This window comes from Niastella populi (assembly GCF_002078015.1).
Lineage (GTDB): Bacteria > Bacteroidota > Bacteroidia > Chitinophagales > Chitinophagaceae > Niastella > Niastella populi.
The window spans coordinates 35,288-53,492 of the sequence record NZ_LWBP01000002.1 but is presented as its reverse complement, the minus strand read 5'-3'; the positions used below and the strand labels follow the sequence as shown (position 1 = coordinate 53,492).

15 protein-coding genes are annotated in these 18,205 nt (G+C 47.0%); all 15 read right to left on the bottom strand.

What is annotated here, in order from left to right; genetic code table 11:
* Window positions 1-37: 37 nt before the first annotated feature.
* The 15 genes from A4R26_RS02590 to A4R26_RS02520 all read right to left on the bottom strand — a co-directional run bounded on the left by A4R26_RS02590 (window position 38) and on the right by A4R26_RS02520 (window position 18,200).
* Window positions 38-526, bottom strand: coding sequence for a DinB family protein (locus tag A4R26_RS02590; RefSeq protein ID WP_081159672.1), 489 nt, complete (start codon window positions 524-526; stop codon window positions 38-40).
* Window positions 527-733: 207 nt separating this feature from the next.
* Entirely contained in the window at window positions 734-1,687 is a 954-nt protein-coding gene (locus A4R26_RS02585; protein ID WP_081159668.1) for a helix-turn-helix transcriptional regulator, read from the bottom strand.
* Window positions 1,688-1,800: 113 nt separating this feature from the next.
* Window positions 1,801-3,786 (bottom strand): (E)-4-hydroxy-3-methylbut-2-enyl-diphosphate synthase, encoded by a 1,986-nt coding sequence (gene ispG, locus A4R26_RS02580; protein WP_081159663.1) that lies wholly within the window; start codon window positions 3,784-3,786, stop codon window positions 1,801-1,803.
* A 296-nt stretch (window positions 3,787-4,082) separates the two neighbouring features.
* Complete coding sequence (locus tag A4R26_RS02575; RefSeq protein ID WP_081159659.1) at window positions 4,083-4,724, bottom strand: tetratricopeptide repeat protein; 642 nt, start codon at window positions 4,722-4,724, stop codon at window positions 4,083-4,085.
* Entirely contained in the window at window positions 4,709-5,710 is a 1,002-nt protein-coding gene (locus A4R26_RS02570; RefSeq protein ID WP_081159655.1) for a VWA domain-containing protein, read from the bottom strand. Before A4R26_RS02570 ends, A4R26_RS02575 begins: the two co-directional genes overlap by 16 nt.
* 305 nt (window positions 5,711-6,015) lie before the next feature.
* Window positions 6,016-6,837, bottom strand: a complete 822-nt coding sequence (locus A4R26_RS02565; protein WP_081159643.1) for a penicillin-binding transpeptidase domain-containing protein — start codon at window positions 6,835-6,837, stop codon at window positions 6,016-6,018.
* A gap of 210 nt (window positions 6,838-7,047) precedes the next feature.
* Window positions 7,048-8,625, bottom strand: coding sequence for an alpha,alpha-trehalase TreF (gene treF / locus A4R26_RS02560; protein WP_081159638.1), 1,578 nt, complete (start codon window positions 8,623-8,625; stop codon window positions 7,048-7,050).
* A 356-nt stretch (window positions 8,626-8,981) separates the two neighbouring features.
* A complete protein-coding gene (locus A4R26_RS02555; protein ID WP_081159628.1) occupies window positions 8,982-10,538 on the bottom strand; it encodes a vanadium-dependent haloperoxidase in 1,557 nt (518 codons plus the stop codon).
* Window positions 10,539-10,542: 4 nt separating this feature from the next.
* Window positions 10,543-11,499 (bottom strand): hypothetical protein, encoded by a 957-nt coding sequence (locus A4R26_RS02550; protein WP_081159624.1) that lies wholly within the window; start codon window positions 11,497-11,499, stop codon window positions 10,543-10,545.
* A 75-nt stretch (window positions 11,500-11,574) separates the two neighbouring features.
* Entirely contained in the window at window positions 11,575-12,666 is a 1,092-nt protein-coding gene (locus A4R26_RS02545; protein ID WP_081159619.1) for a hypothetical protein, read from the bottom strand.
* A 79-nt stretch (window positions 12,667-12,745) separates the two neighbouring features.
* Window positions 12,746-14,083 (bottom strand): vanadium-dependent haloperoxidase, encoded by a 1,338-nt coding sequence (locus A4R26_RS02540; RefSeq protein WP_081159615.1) that lies wholly within the window; start codon window positions 14,081-14,083, stop codon window positions 12,746-12,748.
* Window positions 14,084-14,164: 81 nt separating this feature from the next.
* Complete coding sequence (locus tag A4R26_RS02535) at window positions 14,165-14,713, bottom strand: hypothetical protein (protein ID WP_081159610.1); 549 nt, start codon at window positions 14,711-14,713, stop codon at window positions 14,165-14,167.
* 477 nt (window positions 14,714-15,190) lie between these two features.
* Complete coding sequence (locus A4R26_RS02530; protein ID WP_081159605.1) at window positions 15,191-15,961, bottom strand: SDR family NAD(P)-dependent oxidoreductase; 771 nt, start codon at window positions 15,959-15,961, stop codon at window positions 15,191-15,193.
* A gap of 118 nt (window positions 15,962-16,079) precedes the next feature.
* A complete protein-coding gene (fucP, locus tag A4R26_RS02525) occupies window positions 16,080-17,369 on the bottom strand; it encodes an L-fucose:H+ symporter permease (RefSeq protein WP_081159601.1) in 1,290 nt (429 codons plus the stop codon).
* A gap of 48 nt (window positions 17,370-17,417) precedes the next feature.
* On the bottom strand, window positions 17,418-18,200 hold the full coding sequence (locus tag A4R26_RS02520; RefSeq protein ID WP_081159596.1) for an L-fucose dehydrogenase: 783 nt from the start codon (window positions 18,198-18,200) through the stop codon (window positions 17,418-17,420).
* Window positions 18,201-18,205: the final 5 nt, after the last annotated feature.

The window sequence follows — 18,205 nt, the reverse complement described above, 5'->3', positions numbered from 1 at the left end:
ATATTTGCTTCCAGCAGCAGCCACCTGATAGCCAGCTCTATGGAAGCGCCGCCTCCCCCCATGCTTCCCACTCTTCCTTGCTGGGGCCGTAAATGCCGGGCACTTTCAGTCCGGCCATGCGCATCAGCACCGTCATTTGCCCGCGGTGATGTGTTTGATGTATGATCAGTACCCATAATGAAAAACCTTTCTTCCAGGGATCGCCGTAGAGGTTGTTTTCTTCTTCCAGCATATCATCGTCCCAATTGCTGATGATAGCCCCTATCAGCTGATCGCTGTATTTTTTATAATTTGTAATAAGCTCCTGAACAGTGGAATAGTTGCCGTATTGTTCTTTAATGGGCAAACCGAGTTTGCTGGGCAGCTCGGTAACTGTTTCTACAATGTGATTGGCCAGCCGGCCCAATGTGCGGCCATTGGGAATGGCAACCTGCAGGCTTTCGTCGGTTAAACTGTTGAAGATCTTTAAAGTAGCTTGTGTTTCTTCTTTCCAACGATCGAGAAAATCATGAATGCTGCGTATCATTTGATCTGGTTTTAATTTGATAGTTACTAGACCAAAGTAACAGGCAGAATGTGACAGCAGTATGTCAGTAGGAAACTGTCGTTCGTCGAATTTTTTTGAAATGCGGAAGGCAGAAGGCGGAATGCTAAACGCCTGGTGCCGAATTTCGAAATAACTGAGTTTATTCGGACTGAACCCATTTCGGGAGGCAGCGTTAAGCCTTTAGCATTAAGCGTTTACCGGCAGATAATGCTGGCGCACTTCTTCGGTAAGCTCTCTCATGATGTTTACCAGCGCTTCGGGCGATTCAATGGTAACATGATGGGTATACATCAACAGCCAGCGGGCAATGTATTCAAGATGGGAAGTAACATAATACATATATACCTGGTCGTCTTTCACTTCTTCGCGAACATACCCGTAATAATATTTCTGGCTACCGAGGTAGCGGGCCATCGATTTGGTGAACCTGATACAAACCTCCTGCAGTTCGGAGGTGTTGATCATCGACTGCAGGTATTCCTGTAATGAGGGATGGGCGTCGGGTTCAAATGTATTTTCAAGTATTTGCAGTTGTTGTATACGGCTTACCCTGAAATCGCGGTAACCGTTGCGCAGTTTGCACCAGCCGATCAGGTGCCAGGCCTGGCCGTAATGGCAAAGCCCGATGGGCTCAAGCGTTCGCTCGGTAACGGCATCCTGCCCGCTCTGGTAGCGGATATGGATCTCTCTTTTATCGCCCAGCGCTTTTTGCAGGTCTACCAGGAAACGGCCTGCGGAGTCATCGGACGGCAGGCGGCTAATCACGGCAATATTATCGTTCAGCTGGTCCATGTGCTCTTTGTCGGTTGAGCGCAGTACCGCTTTTATTTTAAACAGGGCCGCATTGAAATGTTTTTTGATCGATTCGTCGGAAAGGTGTTCGGCCAGTTTGGCGCCGAGGAGCAGGGCGGAAGCTTCTTCCTGCGTGAACATTACGGGCGGCAGGCGGTAGCCTTCCATTATGGTATAACCGCTGCCTGCTTCGCCGATCACCGGCACGCCGCTTTCTTCCAATGCCTTAACATCGCGGTACACGGTGCGTAAGCTGATGTTAAAGCGATCGGCCACCTCCTGCGCTGTAACTCTTTTTTTACTTTGCAGGTGGGTGAGAATGGCGTGTAGTCGGTCGATGCGGTTCAATGCAACTTTGGTTGTAAGTTTTGAATTTTGATATCTTTGTTGGAGGCTGTAAGCTTTAAGCCGTAAGCTTTTAATTCGGTATTTGCTTACAGCTTAAGGCTTATGGCTTTAAGCTAGGCTTTCTCAATCCACGCATTATTTTCCTTCAACAAATTAATCAATTCTTCAACAGCAATGGCGCTGTCAACATTTCGTTTCACAATTTCTTTTCCTTTATATAAAGTGATCTTACCCGGGCCGCTGCCTACGTAACCAAAATCGGCATCGGCCATTTCGCCGGGACCGTTCACTATACATCCCATAATGGCGATCTTTACGCCTTTCAGGTGATGGGTCACCGAACGGATCTTCGCCGTGGTTTCCTGCAGGTCGAACAGGGTTCGGCCGCACGAAGGGCAACTGATATATTCGGTTTTCGAAATACGCGTACGGGTAGCCTGTAATATAGAGAAGGAAGTATTATTGATGAACTGGTGATTGTTCTTTGTTTCGAGGTACGTACGGCCGCTCACTTGCTGGTTCCGGATCTTTTCTGGTTCATTCATAAGCCAAATTCCATCACCCATTCCATCGAGCAGCAGCGCGCCGCTATCGGTTGAAAAGTGGATCAGCTGTTCATCGATGGTAGTATCCTCGCTTTCCACCGCCAGTATTACCGGGCAGTTGATGCCCTGGTTCATTAACTCTATAATGTAACGGCGTACCGATGGCATGGCATGTGCGTTCGAAGAATACAAACACAGCACTATGGTTTTGTCTTTTCGAATAGCCTGGAGTAACTCCAGAGAAGCCGGTTCATTTACATCAGCGGCCACAAAGTTCAGCACTCCCGAACGATCGGTGCTTTTGAGGTATTCTGTCGACTGGAATAACGGGTAATATTTTTCTTTATCAGGCGCATTCAGCCAGGTGCTATGATCGCAAATAACTTTCAGCGTGCCGGGTAAGGGAAAGTCGAGCAGCTTTTTGCCGGTGTAAATATAATCGGCAGCAGCATCTGCTATAGTGAATTTATCAGTTCCGGTATTATAGGTATAACCAATGGCCTGCAGGTCTTCATGGCGAATGGTTGCCGCTTTCATAAAATCGGCAACAACTACCGGTACCTGTTTGCCACCGATGTTTGAAACGGTGTTGGTATTCCGTTTGGTATATTCAAACGGTGAAAACGGAACTTTTGTAATGGCGGGTATAGTTTCCTTTATTGCTGTTTCGCGCGAAGTGTATCGTTTTACAAGATCGCGGCAAACCGGGATCTCGAATTCAGGATCTTCCGTTAACGACACGCGGATGGTATCGCCGATGCCATCTTCGAGCAGGGTGCCGATACCGATGGCCGATTTTATTCTTCCATCTTCGCCATCGCCGGCTTCCGTTACGCCGAGGTGCAATGGATAGCATTCATTAAATTCATCCATCATTACATTCACCAGTAACCGGTAGGCCTGCACCATTACCTGCGGATTGCTGGCCTTCATGCTCAGTACAATATTATGATAGCTTTCGTTGCGTGCTATGCGAAGGAATTCCATGGCGCTTTCAACCATGCCCATAGGCGTATCGCCATAACGGCTCATTATACGGTCGCTGAGCGAACCGTGATTGGTGCCAATACGCATGGCGGTGCCATATTCTTTACAGATCTTAACGAGCGGGGAAAACCGTTCGCGAATGCGGTCGATCTCTTCGGCATATTCCGCATCGGTATAATCTATTTGTTCAAATTTCTTTTTGTCAACATAATTGCCCGGGTTTACCCGCACTTTCTCAATGATGCGGGCTGCTATTTCAGCGGCGTTGGGTGTGAAATGGATATCTGCAATAAGCGGCGTTTTATAACCTCTTTTTTGCAGTTCGTTCTTTATGTTGAGTAAGTTTTCCGCTTCTTTTTTGCTGGGTGCGGTAATGCGCACCATTTCTGCGCCTGCTTCTATACAACGGATGCTTTGCTCTACGGTAGCCAGGGTGTCCATGGTATCGGTGGTGGTCATGGTTTGCACCCGAATAGGATTGAAGTTGCCCAGCAGCAGGTCGCCAATTCGTACTTCGCGGGTTGTCAGTCTTTTATATTCGGTCAATGAGTCGCAGTAAAGCTGCATTGTATTGCTAATGATTTTAAGATTGGTAATTGCCGGTTAAAACGGCAAAATGTCTGCAAAATTACGATAAAGTAATAAGTAGTAAGTGTTAACTAATAAGTACGGTAAAAGTCTGGTGTTGAAGGGTTAATGCAGCAGGAGGAATAATTTGACAGGTTAACAGGGGCCTGTTGAAGGTAAATATGTCCGCAGTTAAAGCGTGAAGAACAATTGAAGGGAAGACTAATTTAAATATTACCCCGAACCCCAACCTTAAAACTTATCACTTAAAACTTATAACTTATAACTTATAACTTCTACCAGTCCTTCTCCGGCTGCGTTACGGAACGGGAGCGGTTTTGTTGTATTTTCCGCTGCACTTCCTGTTCTTTTTGCTCAAGCGATTTCAGGTATTGTTCAATCTTTCTTTTATCGAGCTTGTTCTGTTGAGGCTGTTTTTTCTGCTGCTGTTTTTGTTGCGGTTGTTTTTGCTGTTTGCCCTGGTTTTGTCGTTTCAATTCGGTTAACGCTTTTTGCAGGTTGAACCGGGCATCTTCATCGGTTGGATCGAGTTTTAAGGTTTGCTTATAAGCATCGATGCTTTCCTGCAGCTTTTTTTGTTTGGTTAAGGTTACTCCTTTGTTGTAATAACCTTTTACTTTATAATTCCTGTCATTTGTTTTTTCTATCAGTTCATCGAACGATTTTTCCGCATCGGGCAGGTTGCCGGTGCGGTAGCGGGCATTGGCCAGGTTAAGGCGGGCGGTTGAACTTTGCGGGTTCTGCTCAATCGCTTTCTGATATGCGGGCAACGCTTTATCGAACTGCCGTTCGTGATACAGCTTGTTGCCTTCGCGGATAGCCGCATTTTCATCCTGTGCCTTTACCACAGCGGGCAATGCAAGGAACAATGGCATCAGCCATAATATGTTGATCGGGTTTGTCACGCTGCTTTCCATTTCCGTTCAGGTAAAAAGAATTCTGCCATCAGGAAAACAAAGGCAATTACCAGAAACCACTGGAAATAACTTTTGTAATCTCTGAAGGCATTATCATCGAGGACAGTTGATTCAATGGTGCTTAACTGTTTGGTGATGGCATTCACCGCATCATCTACATCATTCAGTTTTACATAAATGCCCTTGGTAGCACCGGCCAGTTGCTGCAATTCGGTTTCGTTCAGCCGCGATACTACGGTATTGCCGTTTTCGTCTTTTTTGTATTCGTTGGTAGCAGGGTCCATAATAGGCGCACCTTCTGCCGAGCCAATACCAACGCTATTGATCATGACGCCATCTTCGGCCAGTTGTTGCGCCAGCGGCACGGCCTGCGGGTCATGGTCTTCACCATCGGTGATCAAAACTATAGATTTGAATTTTCTCTCCTTGCTATTGAATGCCGAATTACCGGCGCGTAAAGCTTCTGAAATTATGGTGCCCTGGGTTGGCACTACTTCGGGACCAGCCTGTTGAATATACATACGGGCGGCGCCGTGGTCGGTGGTAAGCGGCATTTGCAAATAGGCCCTTCCTGCAAAAAGCACCAGGCCCACACGGTCGTTCGGTAACTGGTCAATCAGTTTATATACGAGCTGACGGGCCCGTTCTAACCGGTTGGGTTTTATATCTTCAGCCAGCATGCTTTTACTTACATCCATGGCGATCACCACATCTACACCTTTGCGTTGTACATTGTCCCTGGCGCCCGGTTTTTGCAAATTGGCGGAAGCCACAATAACGGCTGCCAGCGCCAGGGCGAAGAATATAAATTTGAGCAGAAAGTTGATGGGCGAATAGTTGGCTATAAGCGCCTGCACCAGCTTTGCGTCTCCGATCTTTTTAACGGTGTTCTTTTTCCAGTACATTAACTGGAAGTACAGAACAACTATCAGCGGGATAGTGGCCAGGGCGACGAGGTATTCGATATGTTGGAAACGGAAATTCAATGTGCTAATGTGCTGATTTGCTAATGTGCTAATGGGAGTGCAAGAATTAAACCAAATTAATATTCGTTACAAATTAAGCACTTATGACCGATTTTCATAGTTAAAATACGTGGGGGTTATACCAATTGATTAGTTGACGGGGGTTGCCAGGTTGACAAGGGTAGAGAACCGGACTCAAAACGAAAGCCCGCCGGAGCATATGCGACGGCGGGCAGGCATTTGTAAGGTATTAAATTTTATATATTCGGCAGCCGGCAAGTACCCAGCCGTTCAAATTGTATTCATTATCACATTAGCAAATTAACCTACTTCTTTCCTTCAAAAAAGCCATAACTTTTCAGGATCTCCTTCAACATGTTTATTCTGATGGTTTTAAAATCCACATTCGGATCGGGGCTTTCAACCTGTAATGAGAAGAAGTATGGGTGATTATTCTCTTCTATCCAGCCGATAAGCCAGCCAAGTTGATTGCCTTTGTCGGTAGTGTTCCAGCCGGTTTTATAGCTCAGTTTGTAATTGCTGTTGTTTTCCCACAGCATCATGCTGCGTACAATGCGTTGGGTCCTTTTCTGAAAAGGCAGTTGATCGAAGTATAATTTCTTCACCAGTCCCAATTGCTCATCGGCGGTTACTTTGGCAGTGTTATCGAGCCAGAAGGTATCGAGATTGTTTTTTATTTGAAATGTATCGTAGCGGCGCGAGTAGCCGAGGGTATCGAGCCAGTGCTGCATTTTTTCTTTACCGATACGGCGGGCCAGCTCCTGGTACCATGGCGGACAGGAAATGCGGAAGGCATCCCACATGGTCATGTCGCGGTTGCACTCAGTGCGCTGGCGTTGCACGCTGTCCCATTTCAATACGGTATTGGTATCGTTTACCATCCCTGTTTCCAGGCCAATAAGTGAGTTAACGATCTTGAAAGTAGAGGCAGGCGTATAGGTGCTGTCGCTATACCGGGGCAGGTTATAAATGGTAAAACTTCCCTGTCCGTTATCGAAAAGGCCAAAGCAGCCGGAAACTTTATATTTATCGAAATATTTTTTCAGGCTGTTATCAACTGTAACATTATTGGGTGAGCAGGCAAAAACGAGAATAACAAACAGGCTTCCGGTAATCCATTTAAGCATAGAGGAAATTTGGCGCAAAAGTAAATCGTTAATGTGACAATTAGCTAATTTGCTAATGAGCTGGTGAAATACAATCGACAACCGGCAAATGTGAAGCGGCAAACCTCAGCGCGGCGTATGTCGGCAATCGGCTCGAAATTCGGGCGGCGCAGGGGCGTAATTAAACCTGAATAATCGCGAGCCATTGACCATTGACCATTGACCATTCACCTACTTCGGCAACCCATATTTATTGATCAGGGCCAGCAGCACCCCGTTCGTCCAGCCGAAGCCATCCTGACCGGGGTATTCGCCGCCGCCGGCTTCCGCGTTAAGGTCAACTACATTATATTTCTCCATCAGTTTGCCGGTGCGTTTATACACATCCACATTCAGTTTTACCCAGCGCTCGGCAATATCGCGCGCCAGTTCCCGCTGTCCGCAACGATCGAGTCCCCAAATGGTCATCCATTCCAGGGGCGCCCATCCATTGGGGGCATCCCATTGCTGGCCGGTATTGAATGGAGAAGCCGTTACGCCGCCCGGTTGTAACAGTTTTGATTTTACCTGTTCAGCAGCCTGCCGTGCCAGCAGGCTCATATAATCGGGGTTTCTGGTGAAAACGCAGAACGGGTACATGCCAGCCGGGGTTACGATGTCCGAGGTCTTGCGGGTGCGGAAATTATAATCGGTGTAATATTTCAGGGTTTTGTTCCAGCAATATTTATCAATGGCCAGTCTTCTTCTTTCAGCCTTCCGCGCATAGTCGGCCGAAGCCTTGCTGTCGTGCGCAATGAATTTGGCCTGAGAAAGCACGGTTTCGAGAAAATACAATAAACTGTTGAGGTCAACGGGTACCATATCGGTAACGTTGATACTGGTGAGGCTCTTTTTATCTTTGAACCAGCGGCTGCTGAAATCGATACCGCTTTCGGCGCCGGCGCGCAAATGCGTGTACATTTCTTTTTTATTGCGGCCCGAACGTTGTGCGGTTTCCACATCTTCCTTATAGCTTTCCTGGCGGGGAAAAGCATAATCATCCCAATAGCGGTTCAATACCAGGGTATCGTTCAGCTTTACCACCCGCCTGAATGCCTGGCCGGTTTTTAATTTAGCTGAGCCATCCATCCAGAATTCGTATTCCTTTTCCAGCGCAGGCATATACGTTAGCAGTATGGAATCGCCTTTGATATCGGCAAGCAGATCGACCATCAGTGCAAAGAAGGGTGGTTGTGAGCGGCTGAGATAATAACTTCTGTTACCGTTAGGGATATGGCCGTAGATCTCGATCATCCAGGCAAAGTTCTTTATCATGTTCTCCATCAGCTCCCCTTCGCCGCTTGCCTGCAGCCCCAGCATGGTGAAATAGGAATCCCAGTAATAGATCTCGCGAAAGCGGCCTCCCGGAACTATATAGGGGTTCGGCAATGCCAGCAAAGAACTGCCGATAACAACGGTATCGGGGTCGCGGCGCAGCACGGCCCAAAGGTTTTTGATATGGGCGGTCACGTCTTTTTCCTGCGTTATGTAGTTGAACTGCGGCGGCGGGGGCGGCAGTTCAAAATTGTTCTGCACAAATTGTTGCAGATCGAATTTGGCAGCGCCTTTCTGTTGCAGGTAGTCGGCAACAATATGTTTGGGGTTCCTTTTGGGAACGCAATCAACGAACGTTTTTCCATCGGGAAATACCTTGCTTAGCTGCACATCGCGGAATAATTCGCCATAGATCTTGTCGGGGGTGGCAGGTGGTTGAGCAATCGTACTAACAAACTGCCAGCTTACCAGTAAACACAGGAACAGTTTTTTCATCCTTACTACATTTAATTATCAGGGGTTTCCGGAATCAAATGTAATAAATAAAAAAACCGTTCCGATAGAAATCGGAACGGGATGATTTGACTTACTATTTATGCGCTATTGAAAAAGGTTGGTCATTTTAGTGTGCGTTTCACCCTCAGGGCGTTCAATGCTTAATTCCCCCTTCGACTACGCCCGGCCCCATTTAAAACCTGCTTCCCACGGTTATGTACAGTGAGCGGCCATCCGGGGGGCCAATATGGGTATCTGGGTAAAAGGTGGGCCGTTTTTCTGAAATATTGTTTGCCGGCCATATTGTTAATGCCGCCTTTATAATTTCATCCACCTGTCATTTTTTGGTATTTAGTTTAATTGCCTGCTCCATCGTTTTGCGCCCGTTGAATGGCATAGTTGCCCACTTTCTTTCCTGTTTCCAAACCCACTTCACAATCGGCCCGAAAGTGTATTCCCGCATATAATCTCGACAATGCTGCTTCCCGGGCCATTTCATTGTATGCTATTGCGCGTTCTGGAACAATGTGCGATAGAATGGCAGCGGCTGAACTGCTGAATGTTGCGTGGCCCGAAATATAGGACGGGAAATTAGGCACGCCGGTGAGTGTTTTTATTTTGGGGTTCAGTTGCGATGGGCGCGGGTTGAAATAAAACATTTTGGCATCCCAGCATACAATGGCCGCATCCATCAGCGCCATGTTCAGTAAAGCCATATTACGGGCCCAGCGTACTTCACTATAATTCTTTTTAATAAAATCTTCAGCGGCTATAGCGTCCCAATGACCGGGTGGGGTAGAAGTGCCAATGCCATCGGCCCAAAAATGCACAATGCGGTAGTGATCGCGCGAATCGTCCTGTATGATTTTATACACTTCCTCCGTTTCGTCTTTCATTTTGGCGCTTGCGGTAAGCGGCGGCGGGCCGGGGCGTAGGGAAACAGCCGTTAAAGAATCAAACAGAAAAGTTTTTACTTTTCCGAATGCAGAAAGCATGGGCGGGCGTTTAGGTATTTCAAGGCTGCTCCATGGAATTTCACCCCGGGCAATACAATCGTTTTCCAGCTTTGTCCAGTCGGCCTGAGTACCTGCCGCTGACCCGGCGCGGTCGCCGCGGGCCCGGGTAACGAACTTTTGGGCTACTGCTTTACCCAGCGCTTCGCCGGCTTCAAGATCACTGCGCACATTGGCGCCGGCAATTATGCGTGCACGTTTATGTTCTTCCGCTTTTTGCTGAATGAAATCCTGGTCGCCGGGGAATAGCAGTTTCATCATTTCCACGGCCGCGCCAATAACGGCTGCGTCTTCCGATGGATACGATGGCAGGTCTGATTGTGGTATCAACGTTTTAATAGTGGCGTTTACCTTATAAGGAGCCGGTCGGTTATATAATTTTTTATAATAGTGGGCGGCTACCAGTGCATCGTACTGGGCGGCGCTTACGTAGGCGTAGGCACGTGCTGCGTAAGGCGGGTTGGCAAAGGGAAATTGCGGGTAGGCCAATGGGTTATTGGCATTGGGGCCCGGATACGTGCCGTCATCGTTCTGGTAAGGCGCCAGGTTGTATTTGGCTACCAGTTCGCGCAGGATCTCGTTCCAGCGTAGGATAGCGCCGGCGCTCCAGTATTTCACCATATTCTTTTCATCCTCGGTTAACGACGCCTGCCAGCTTTTTATCTCGTTCATCTGCGCAATGTATTCCGGTGTGTTGGTGGCCACCGGCGCCGATACAGCAAATTCATTGGCTGAAGTGAGGAGAATGGGTTTCCAGCTTCCGGCATCGATATCGGTTTTACCGGGTTGCAGTGCCGGCAGGTCATCGGTTCTACCGCCTGTTTTTTTTGAACAGGCAAAGGGAATGGCGCCAGCTGCGATCACAAATGCAGGTATTATGATGTAGAGTAGTTTTTTCATTGTTTCATTTTTTTAGCGATGAAGAGGCGGGTTTCTTTTTGTTGAAATCAATGATCTGGAATATGCCGCCCCCGATGGTGGTCGCCTGACCCACATTCCTTCCTGACACTACGTAGTTACCGGTGGCAATAAACGACAAACCTTTCGGTTTGTTCAATTCATATTTCAACCAGGCGCCCAGGCGCATCGCATTCATGGTATTGCTGGGAAAGGGCATATTGTTACGTGTAATATCGAACCCGCCCTGCGTGATCATGTTATCCAGAAAAGCTTCTGCTATAAAATTGAGGCTGCGGTATCCGGCGCGGATGTTGTAAGTGAAAACATTGGGCATCGACACCTCATTGGTATAGTGCATTTGTGTAGTGTAATAGGCGTCGCGGTCGATCCTGATATTGTCCCTGAACACATAAGTGGCCGATGCCGTTACAAAGAAATTTCCTAACTGGTAGTCGCCCATGGCCCTTAATGAAAATGTTTTGCTGCGCAAACCTATCGACAGCGGCAGGTAATCGGCAACATATTTTGAAAGCGGTGCAGAAACCCCGGCAATACCATACAGGGAGAGATCGCCGTTGCCGAGTTTTCGTTCTACGGGCATCCATTTTAACCACAGCGAACCATCCTGAATGCCTTTCTGGCTGTGCAGCGTACCCGCAGATGCTTTAGTGGTTATGTACGGTGCGCCAAACAGAATGTTCAGCTTGTTGGTGATACCGTAGTTACCCATTACGCTGATCATTTGGGTAGAAACGGTGCCCAGGTTCAGGTTTTCCCTTTTCAGGGTTCCTTCCCAATAATTCTTCCAGCTGCTGTAACCATACATGGGACCTATACACAAATTGTTTTTGGCCATCATAATGCCATCGATCTCTGTTTGGGCATTAACAGAAAATGCGACCTGAATACAGAAAATAAGTAAAATGCAATACCGCCTGCAGGCCTTCCGGAATTGTATCATAAACAATTAGGTTTTGTATAGAAAGTTTGCCACACCTGCACACCTTCGCAAAAGAGGTGTGGTACACTTTTTTGGTTAAAATTTAAAAGCGCAGCCGATGTTAACGAGGTAATCGGCAAAGGCTGCATCGCCCTGTGCATGTACGCCGGTTGCTTCCGTTCTCAGCATATCGGCAACGCTTTGAATGCGGTTACGTTTTACTGCGAAAGGAACGTAGGCGTATATGGTAGCTTTTTTGAACTGGTAGTTCAGGCCCGGTTCAATGGATACGATATAACCCGGCCGGCGAAAACCCATACTGCCGCCGATAAGGTCTTTAGCGGGCTGGCATTCTTTACGCACACCGGCAGATAAGGTGAAGTTTTGCCAGGTAGCATTTACTCCGGCACGTATCATCCACTGGTCGGGTACGCTCATTACCGCCGTGCCATATTGAACGGCAGTGGCAGAAGGCGTTCCTCCCCGCGCTGTTGATACGCCGTTATGTTCTCGCGGGTTGATGAGGTAATATAAATTGGTATATGCACCAATAACGGAATTGAAATTATAGTAAGCATTTAATTCGGTAGTGAACCCGGTTCCGCCATCGCCTAACTGAATTGACTGATCGACATAGCCCAGTACTTTGGTGGAATCATTTTTTACAAAATAATCCTGGTAGCGGTAATCGCCTGTTGGCAGTTTGAGGCCCAGCCCAACCTGGATATTACCCTTTGGCATTTTGGTTTGATCTAACAACCACTTATAGCCCACTATGCGAATATCGCCCAGGCCAAAAGAACTGGTAAAATGGCGGGCGCCTTTTCCACCGTTGTTGCCGCCATGCTCATACAGCGAGGAGCGGTCGTTTGATATAACCGGAACGTCGAGCGCTAAAGACCAGCCGTTCTTAAAAATACGGGTGAGCACCAGATCTAACGTGTATGAATAGTTAATTACTTCGGTATTCTGTTCGGTGCGGTGTTTTTGTTCTTCTTTACCCACAAAGTGGCGGAACGATTTAAAATAGCGGTTGTTTACCGACAGCATCCAGTTGTTCGACCCATGCTCCATAGCCTGATCACGGGTGCAAAAGCCGCCGGTGCTTCTGATTGCCACGCAACCCTGTGATTGCGCATGGTAAGTTAATAACAGGTATAGAAACGATATAACAATAGTCTTCTTCATGATAGTTGTTTTGGTATAGGTGTTTAAGTGTGCCACACCTTGATTGCGAGTGTAAAGCAGGTGTGGCACACTATGTATTTTATTTGCTTGCGAGCTGCCCTTTTTTCATCTGTAGTTTCGACAGTACATAGTTTCCTACATTAATGCCCTGTTCTCTTGCTACAATTACGGAAGAGCGATAGTGTATGCCGCCGTAAAAGCGGCTCATGCCCGCTTCGTCGGCTGCCTGCCTGGGCGTTTCAAAACTTCTGTCGGCAAAACCCCAGGCACGTTCAGTGCTGTCCCTGAACGGTGTTTGTTTACCGTAAATATGTTCTAGCACAGTAGCGGCGGCCGTTGAAATAATGGAATGGCCGCTGGTATATTCAGGAAAAGGCGGTGTTTGCAGAAATGGTTTCCAGTTGGCATCAATATATTTATTGATCACCGTTTCGGGCCTGATGAGGTTGAACGTGAATTTCGCGTCCCAGCAGGCAATAAAGGCATCCATCAGGGCAAAAGAGACGGTGGTATAGGTATAAACCGTTTTGTTGAAATCGGCTTGCTGATTCTTGCAAATAATGCCGGTAATGCCCATCCAGTGGCCCCCGGGCGTCATGGCCTTGGTAGCGTACATGGTGTGACCAACCACGTTTAACTTAAAACCATTACAGTCCCAAAAACTGGCTATGGCCTTTTGTTCTTCGGTTAGGTTCGAAACGGTGTCCTGAACCTCTTTGGTTATTTTATAAAACGAGCAGGCGGGGTCTTTGCCAAATGCACAGGGCGGCGGTGGAGGAAACTGGTTGCTGCTGTCGAGCGCTATGGTGCGAATGGTTCTCCATGCCGGTTCTACGGCCTGAAAATATCCCGGCGGGGTAGGCACCCATTTGCCTTCATCGGTAGGCACGGTGTATTTGGCGGCTGAGCGGGTTTCGGCATAGTTGTCTTTCTTGCTCCAGCCCAGCACGGCTTTTGCCACTGCAATCCCATAAGCTTCGGAGTTTTGTTTTATTTCGGCAGGCATTCCATGATCCAGTGCCAGCGCCTGCAGAGAGTCAACGATCTTGTCGGTCATGTCTTTCGAAAAGGTGAGTGTTCTGCCCACTTCCATAAACGACATAAGCGCCGCATATCGATAATCGATGGCCTTGCCGGCGTCCGGTGCGGGCACCCCGGCAAAATCTTTCAACTGGCCCTTCAGCGAGGTATAACTGCTATCGCCACGCGCCATGGTTTCATATGCCGCCAGGTGGGCGTAGGCATAAATGCGGCTGGCTACCGGTGGCGTAAAAATATCGTAGGTAATGACCTCAGTTAGCAAACCGGTTACTTTACTGTAAAGAACAGGATCATGAAGAACCTGCTGGTAATCGTTCTTCTGTTGCGAACAAGAGATGGCGATCACCATAATAATGGCAAACAATAATGGACGCATGATATGGCATCAATTTTTTTAAATCAAAAATTGCCTGATGATATGAAACTGGCTAAGACTTTCCCTTAAAACCAATAGCGATCAGCATTCGGGAGGCTGGGCTGGCGTAGTAATGAGTGGAGAGGGGGGAATAACAATGGCATAGCCGGTATATCGATGCTGTTGCGCTGTCAGTGCTTCCAGCCGCCAGTTGTTTTCTTCCTGCCAGTATTCGGTAATGGGATTTTTGATGGAGCTGGCGGGCGATGAATTATTTTCCTGCGCGTTTTGCAGATCGTTCACCAGTTTAAAGAACTCCTCACGGGCGTTCTGCAATTTCATTCTGGTTTCGTTGGGTAAACATAATAATACCAACTCACCGTTAGCCACTTTGCGTTTTACGTATTTATAGTGGATGCCTTTGTATTCTATTTCGCCATCGTACCGTTCAAAGCCGGAGGAGATATTCTGGTATGGCATGTTGAGCGGAACGCGTATTTCTATAAGGCTGGCTTCATTGTATTGATGTTGATCGAGTTGTGATTCCAGTTGGGTGTCAGCCCGGTGTTGCATATAATCGGACAATAACCGATATCCAAACCAGTTAAACAGGAAGATGATCAGCAGCAATATGGCAGCAGCGCGTTTCATCCGTGGTGCAATAGCTTTGAGTTACCACAAAATAAGACAATTCGGGGTATGAAAATGCTGTAAGCCAAAATAATTTAGCTGTGTTTTGGTTATGAAAGCAGTTACAGGCTATATAAACAAGTGCAGTATAACGGAGGGTTTGTAATCAAAAAAGAGCGGAATTAAACAAAACTGTACTTCAATCTTCCGCACATTTTCCTTTCTCTTTTAAAAATAAAGCTATACAGGGCAAAGCGCAGGTATTGTATCAGCAAGGTCTGTTACCGGCCTTTCCCTGGTCTGTGGTTCCTCTCATCTTAGGGTCATCCTGGGGTCATCTTAGGGTTTTCCTGGGGTTTTAACCCTAAGATGACCCTAAGAATACCTTAAGATAACCCAAGGATGAAAGGCAGATGATAGGTTTCAGCCAGGTTACCGGCAAAAAAAATGCGAAGCCATAAAGACTTCGCATTGCATAATGTATTGAATTACTATTAATTAGTTGTTCAGCTTGGTGAACCCGCCGTCTATGGGGTAATCACAGCCGGTGATGAAAGACGCTTCGTTTGAGCAAAGGTATAAAGCCAGGTATCCGATTTCCTCCGGTTTACCCATGCGGCCGATGGGCTGGGTCTTCGACAGCTTTTCAAACATTTCGGCTTCATTGCCCGGGTAGTTCTTAGCCAGGAACCCGTCAACGAATGGGGTATGTACGCGGGCCGGTGAAATACAGTTGCAGCGGATATTGTATTTGAGGTAATCTTTTGCAACGGATAACGTCATGCCTACAACAGCACCCTTGGTCATAGAGTACGCGAAGCGGTCGGGTATGCCCACCAGTGAGGCAATGGAGGCCATGTTTAAAATGGAGCCGCCATTTTGCTTCATATGCGGTAACACAGTATGTAAACAGTTATACACGCCTTTTACGTTTACGCTTACCAGGCGATCGAAATCCGCTTCGGCAGTAGAATCTGCGGTGCCGATGTGGGCAATGCCGGCGTTGTTGATGAGAATATCGATTGCGCCGCCGGCGGCAATACCGTCAACTATCTGTTTAACTTCTGCCTGTTTTGAAACATCGCATTTATAGAAATGCGCTTTGCCGCCATCGGTGGTTATTTCTTTTACTACACTGGTGGCGCCCTGTTCATCCATATCTAAAATATGAACCCTGGCGCCCTGGTTTGCAAATACTACGGCGATGGCTTTTCCTATACCGCTTCCGCCACCGGTAATGATGGCCGTTTTATTATCGAGTCGAAACATGGGTGCAAGTTAAGTTGATAAGTTAATAAGTTGAAAAGTTGACAGGGAAAACTCACAATTTGCAACGCCTGTTAACGGTCGGGCGTTGCTAACTTTTCAGCTTAATAAAGTATCCGGTTTAAACTGTTTTTACTTTATAACCTTTCCAGCCGAAGTAGAATATCACAATAAAGCAAATCAATGGAATGATATAACCGTTCTGGATATTTTTAGTGATATCGGCAATACCGCCCATGGCAAGTGGTATCAATGCACCACCTACAATAGACATAATGATAAGGCTGGAACCAATTTTAGTGTCAACGCCGAGGCCCTGAATGCCCAGTGAGAAAATGGTTGGGAACATGATCGACATAAAGAAGCCGACACCAATCAATGCATATACGGTTATCATGCCGCTGCTTACAATGGCTATGGCTGATAATACAATATTTATAGCTGCATAAATTGCCAGCAGTTTATTGGGGCTGATAAATTTCATAAAAAAGGTGCCGGCAAAACGGCCTATCATGAAAGCCAATCCATAACCTAAGCCAAGATAAACCGATGCCGTTTGTTTGTCGATATGAGCGGCATCCATTGCAATATTTATAAAGAAACTGGTAACACAAACCTGTGCGCCTACATAAAAGAACTGGGCTACTACTGCCCAAATAAGGTGTTTATGCCTGAATGCGTTGGCGAAACTGGATTGTTTACCTTCTCCTTCTTCTTCCTCCTTTATTTCAGGCAGCTTTGTAAATGCAAAGATCAGCGCCACAGCAAGGATGATGATACCTAAAATTAAATAAGGCCCTTTTACTGTAGATGCCTGGGCCGCCAGATATGCATCCAGCGCCTGCGGCGTCATGGAGGCTTTTTGCGCTTCAGTTAAAGTTGCTCCCGACAAAATGAATTTACCACCAAGTATGGGGGCAAGTACAACTGCCAGTCCGTTGAATGACTGTGCCAGGTTTAACCGTTGGGTAGATGATTCTTTTGGCCCCAGCAAGGCCGCATATGGGTTTGCTGCGGTTTCTAAAAATGTAAGTCCGCTCGCTATAACGAACAGCGCGCCCAGGAACAATACATAGGCACGGGTATTGGCTGCCGGTATGAATAATAATGAGCCAATACCAAATAATAAAAGCCCTAATAATATACCTGACTTATAACCATATTTTCGCATTATGAACCCGGCAGGCAGCGCCATAACAAAATAAGCAATGAAAACGGAAAAGTCGACCAGCGACGCCTGCAAAAAGTTTAATGTAAATGCTTCCCGCAAGTGTGGTATCAATACCGGGTCGAGATTATGCACAAAGCCCCAAAAGAAAAACAGGCTGGTAACCAGAATAAAAGGAAATAAATATCCTTTAACCTGTTGTGTTTTCAGGGAGGAACTACTGGATGATGATGGAAGGGCCATGCAATCGGGAGTTATTAGTTTGTTGTTTGTGGTTTGTTGTTTGTGGTTCTACGTCAGTGAACGATCGAGATGCGTGTAACCGCCATCTACATAAATGATCTGACCGGTTGTATGGCTCGAGCGGCTGCTGAGCAGGAACACCGTCATATCGGCGATCTCCTCCGATGTAGTGAATCTTTTCTCAAGCGGTATTTTCGAAACGATCTGCGCCAGCTTCTCTTTCGGGTTGGGCAGCGTGTTGATCCAGTTCTCATACAAAGGCGTCCATACTTCAGCCGGGATAACTGTATTTACGCGAATGGAGTAAGGCAGTAATTCAACGGCCCATTCACGCGTAAGGGCATTGATAGCGCCTTTTGAAGCCGCGTAACCCGAGGTATTGCCCTGGCCGGTATCGGCGACTTTAGAACCAATGTTTATAATAGTACCTTTTGTTTCTTTCAGGTACGGCAACCCATAATGCGCCAGGTTATAAAAATGGCTCAGGTTCTTCTGAAGCGATTGAAAGAATTTTTCGGGCGAACCGCTTTCCAAACCTACGCCATCATTTACACCGGCATTATTGATAATGCCATCGATACGGCCATATTCTTTCACCGTGAAGTCGATCACTTCCTTACAGGCGGCCGGGTCAGCCAGTTCAACCGCAATGCTGGTGGCCCTGCCTTTTGCTTTTATAATTTCATCAACCTTTACCTGATTGTCTTCTTTTTTTCTTCCTGCTATAACAACAATACCGCCTTCGGCTGCAATGGAACTGCTAATGGCTGCTCCTATTCCCTTGGCACCTCCGGTAACAATAAACACTTTGTTGGTGAGATGTAAATCCATGTTGA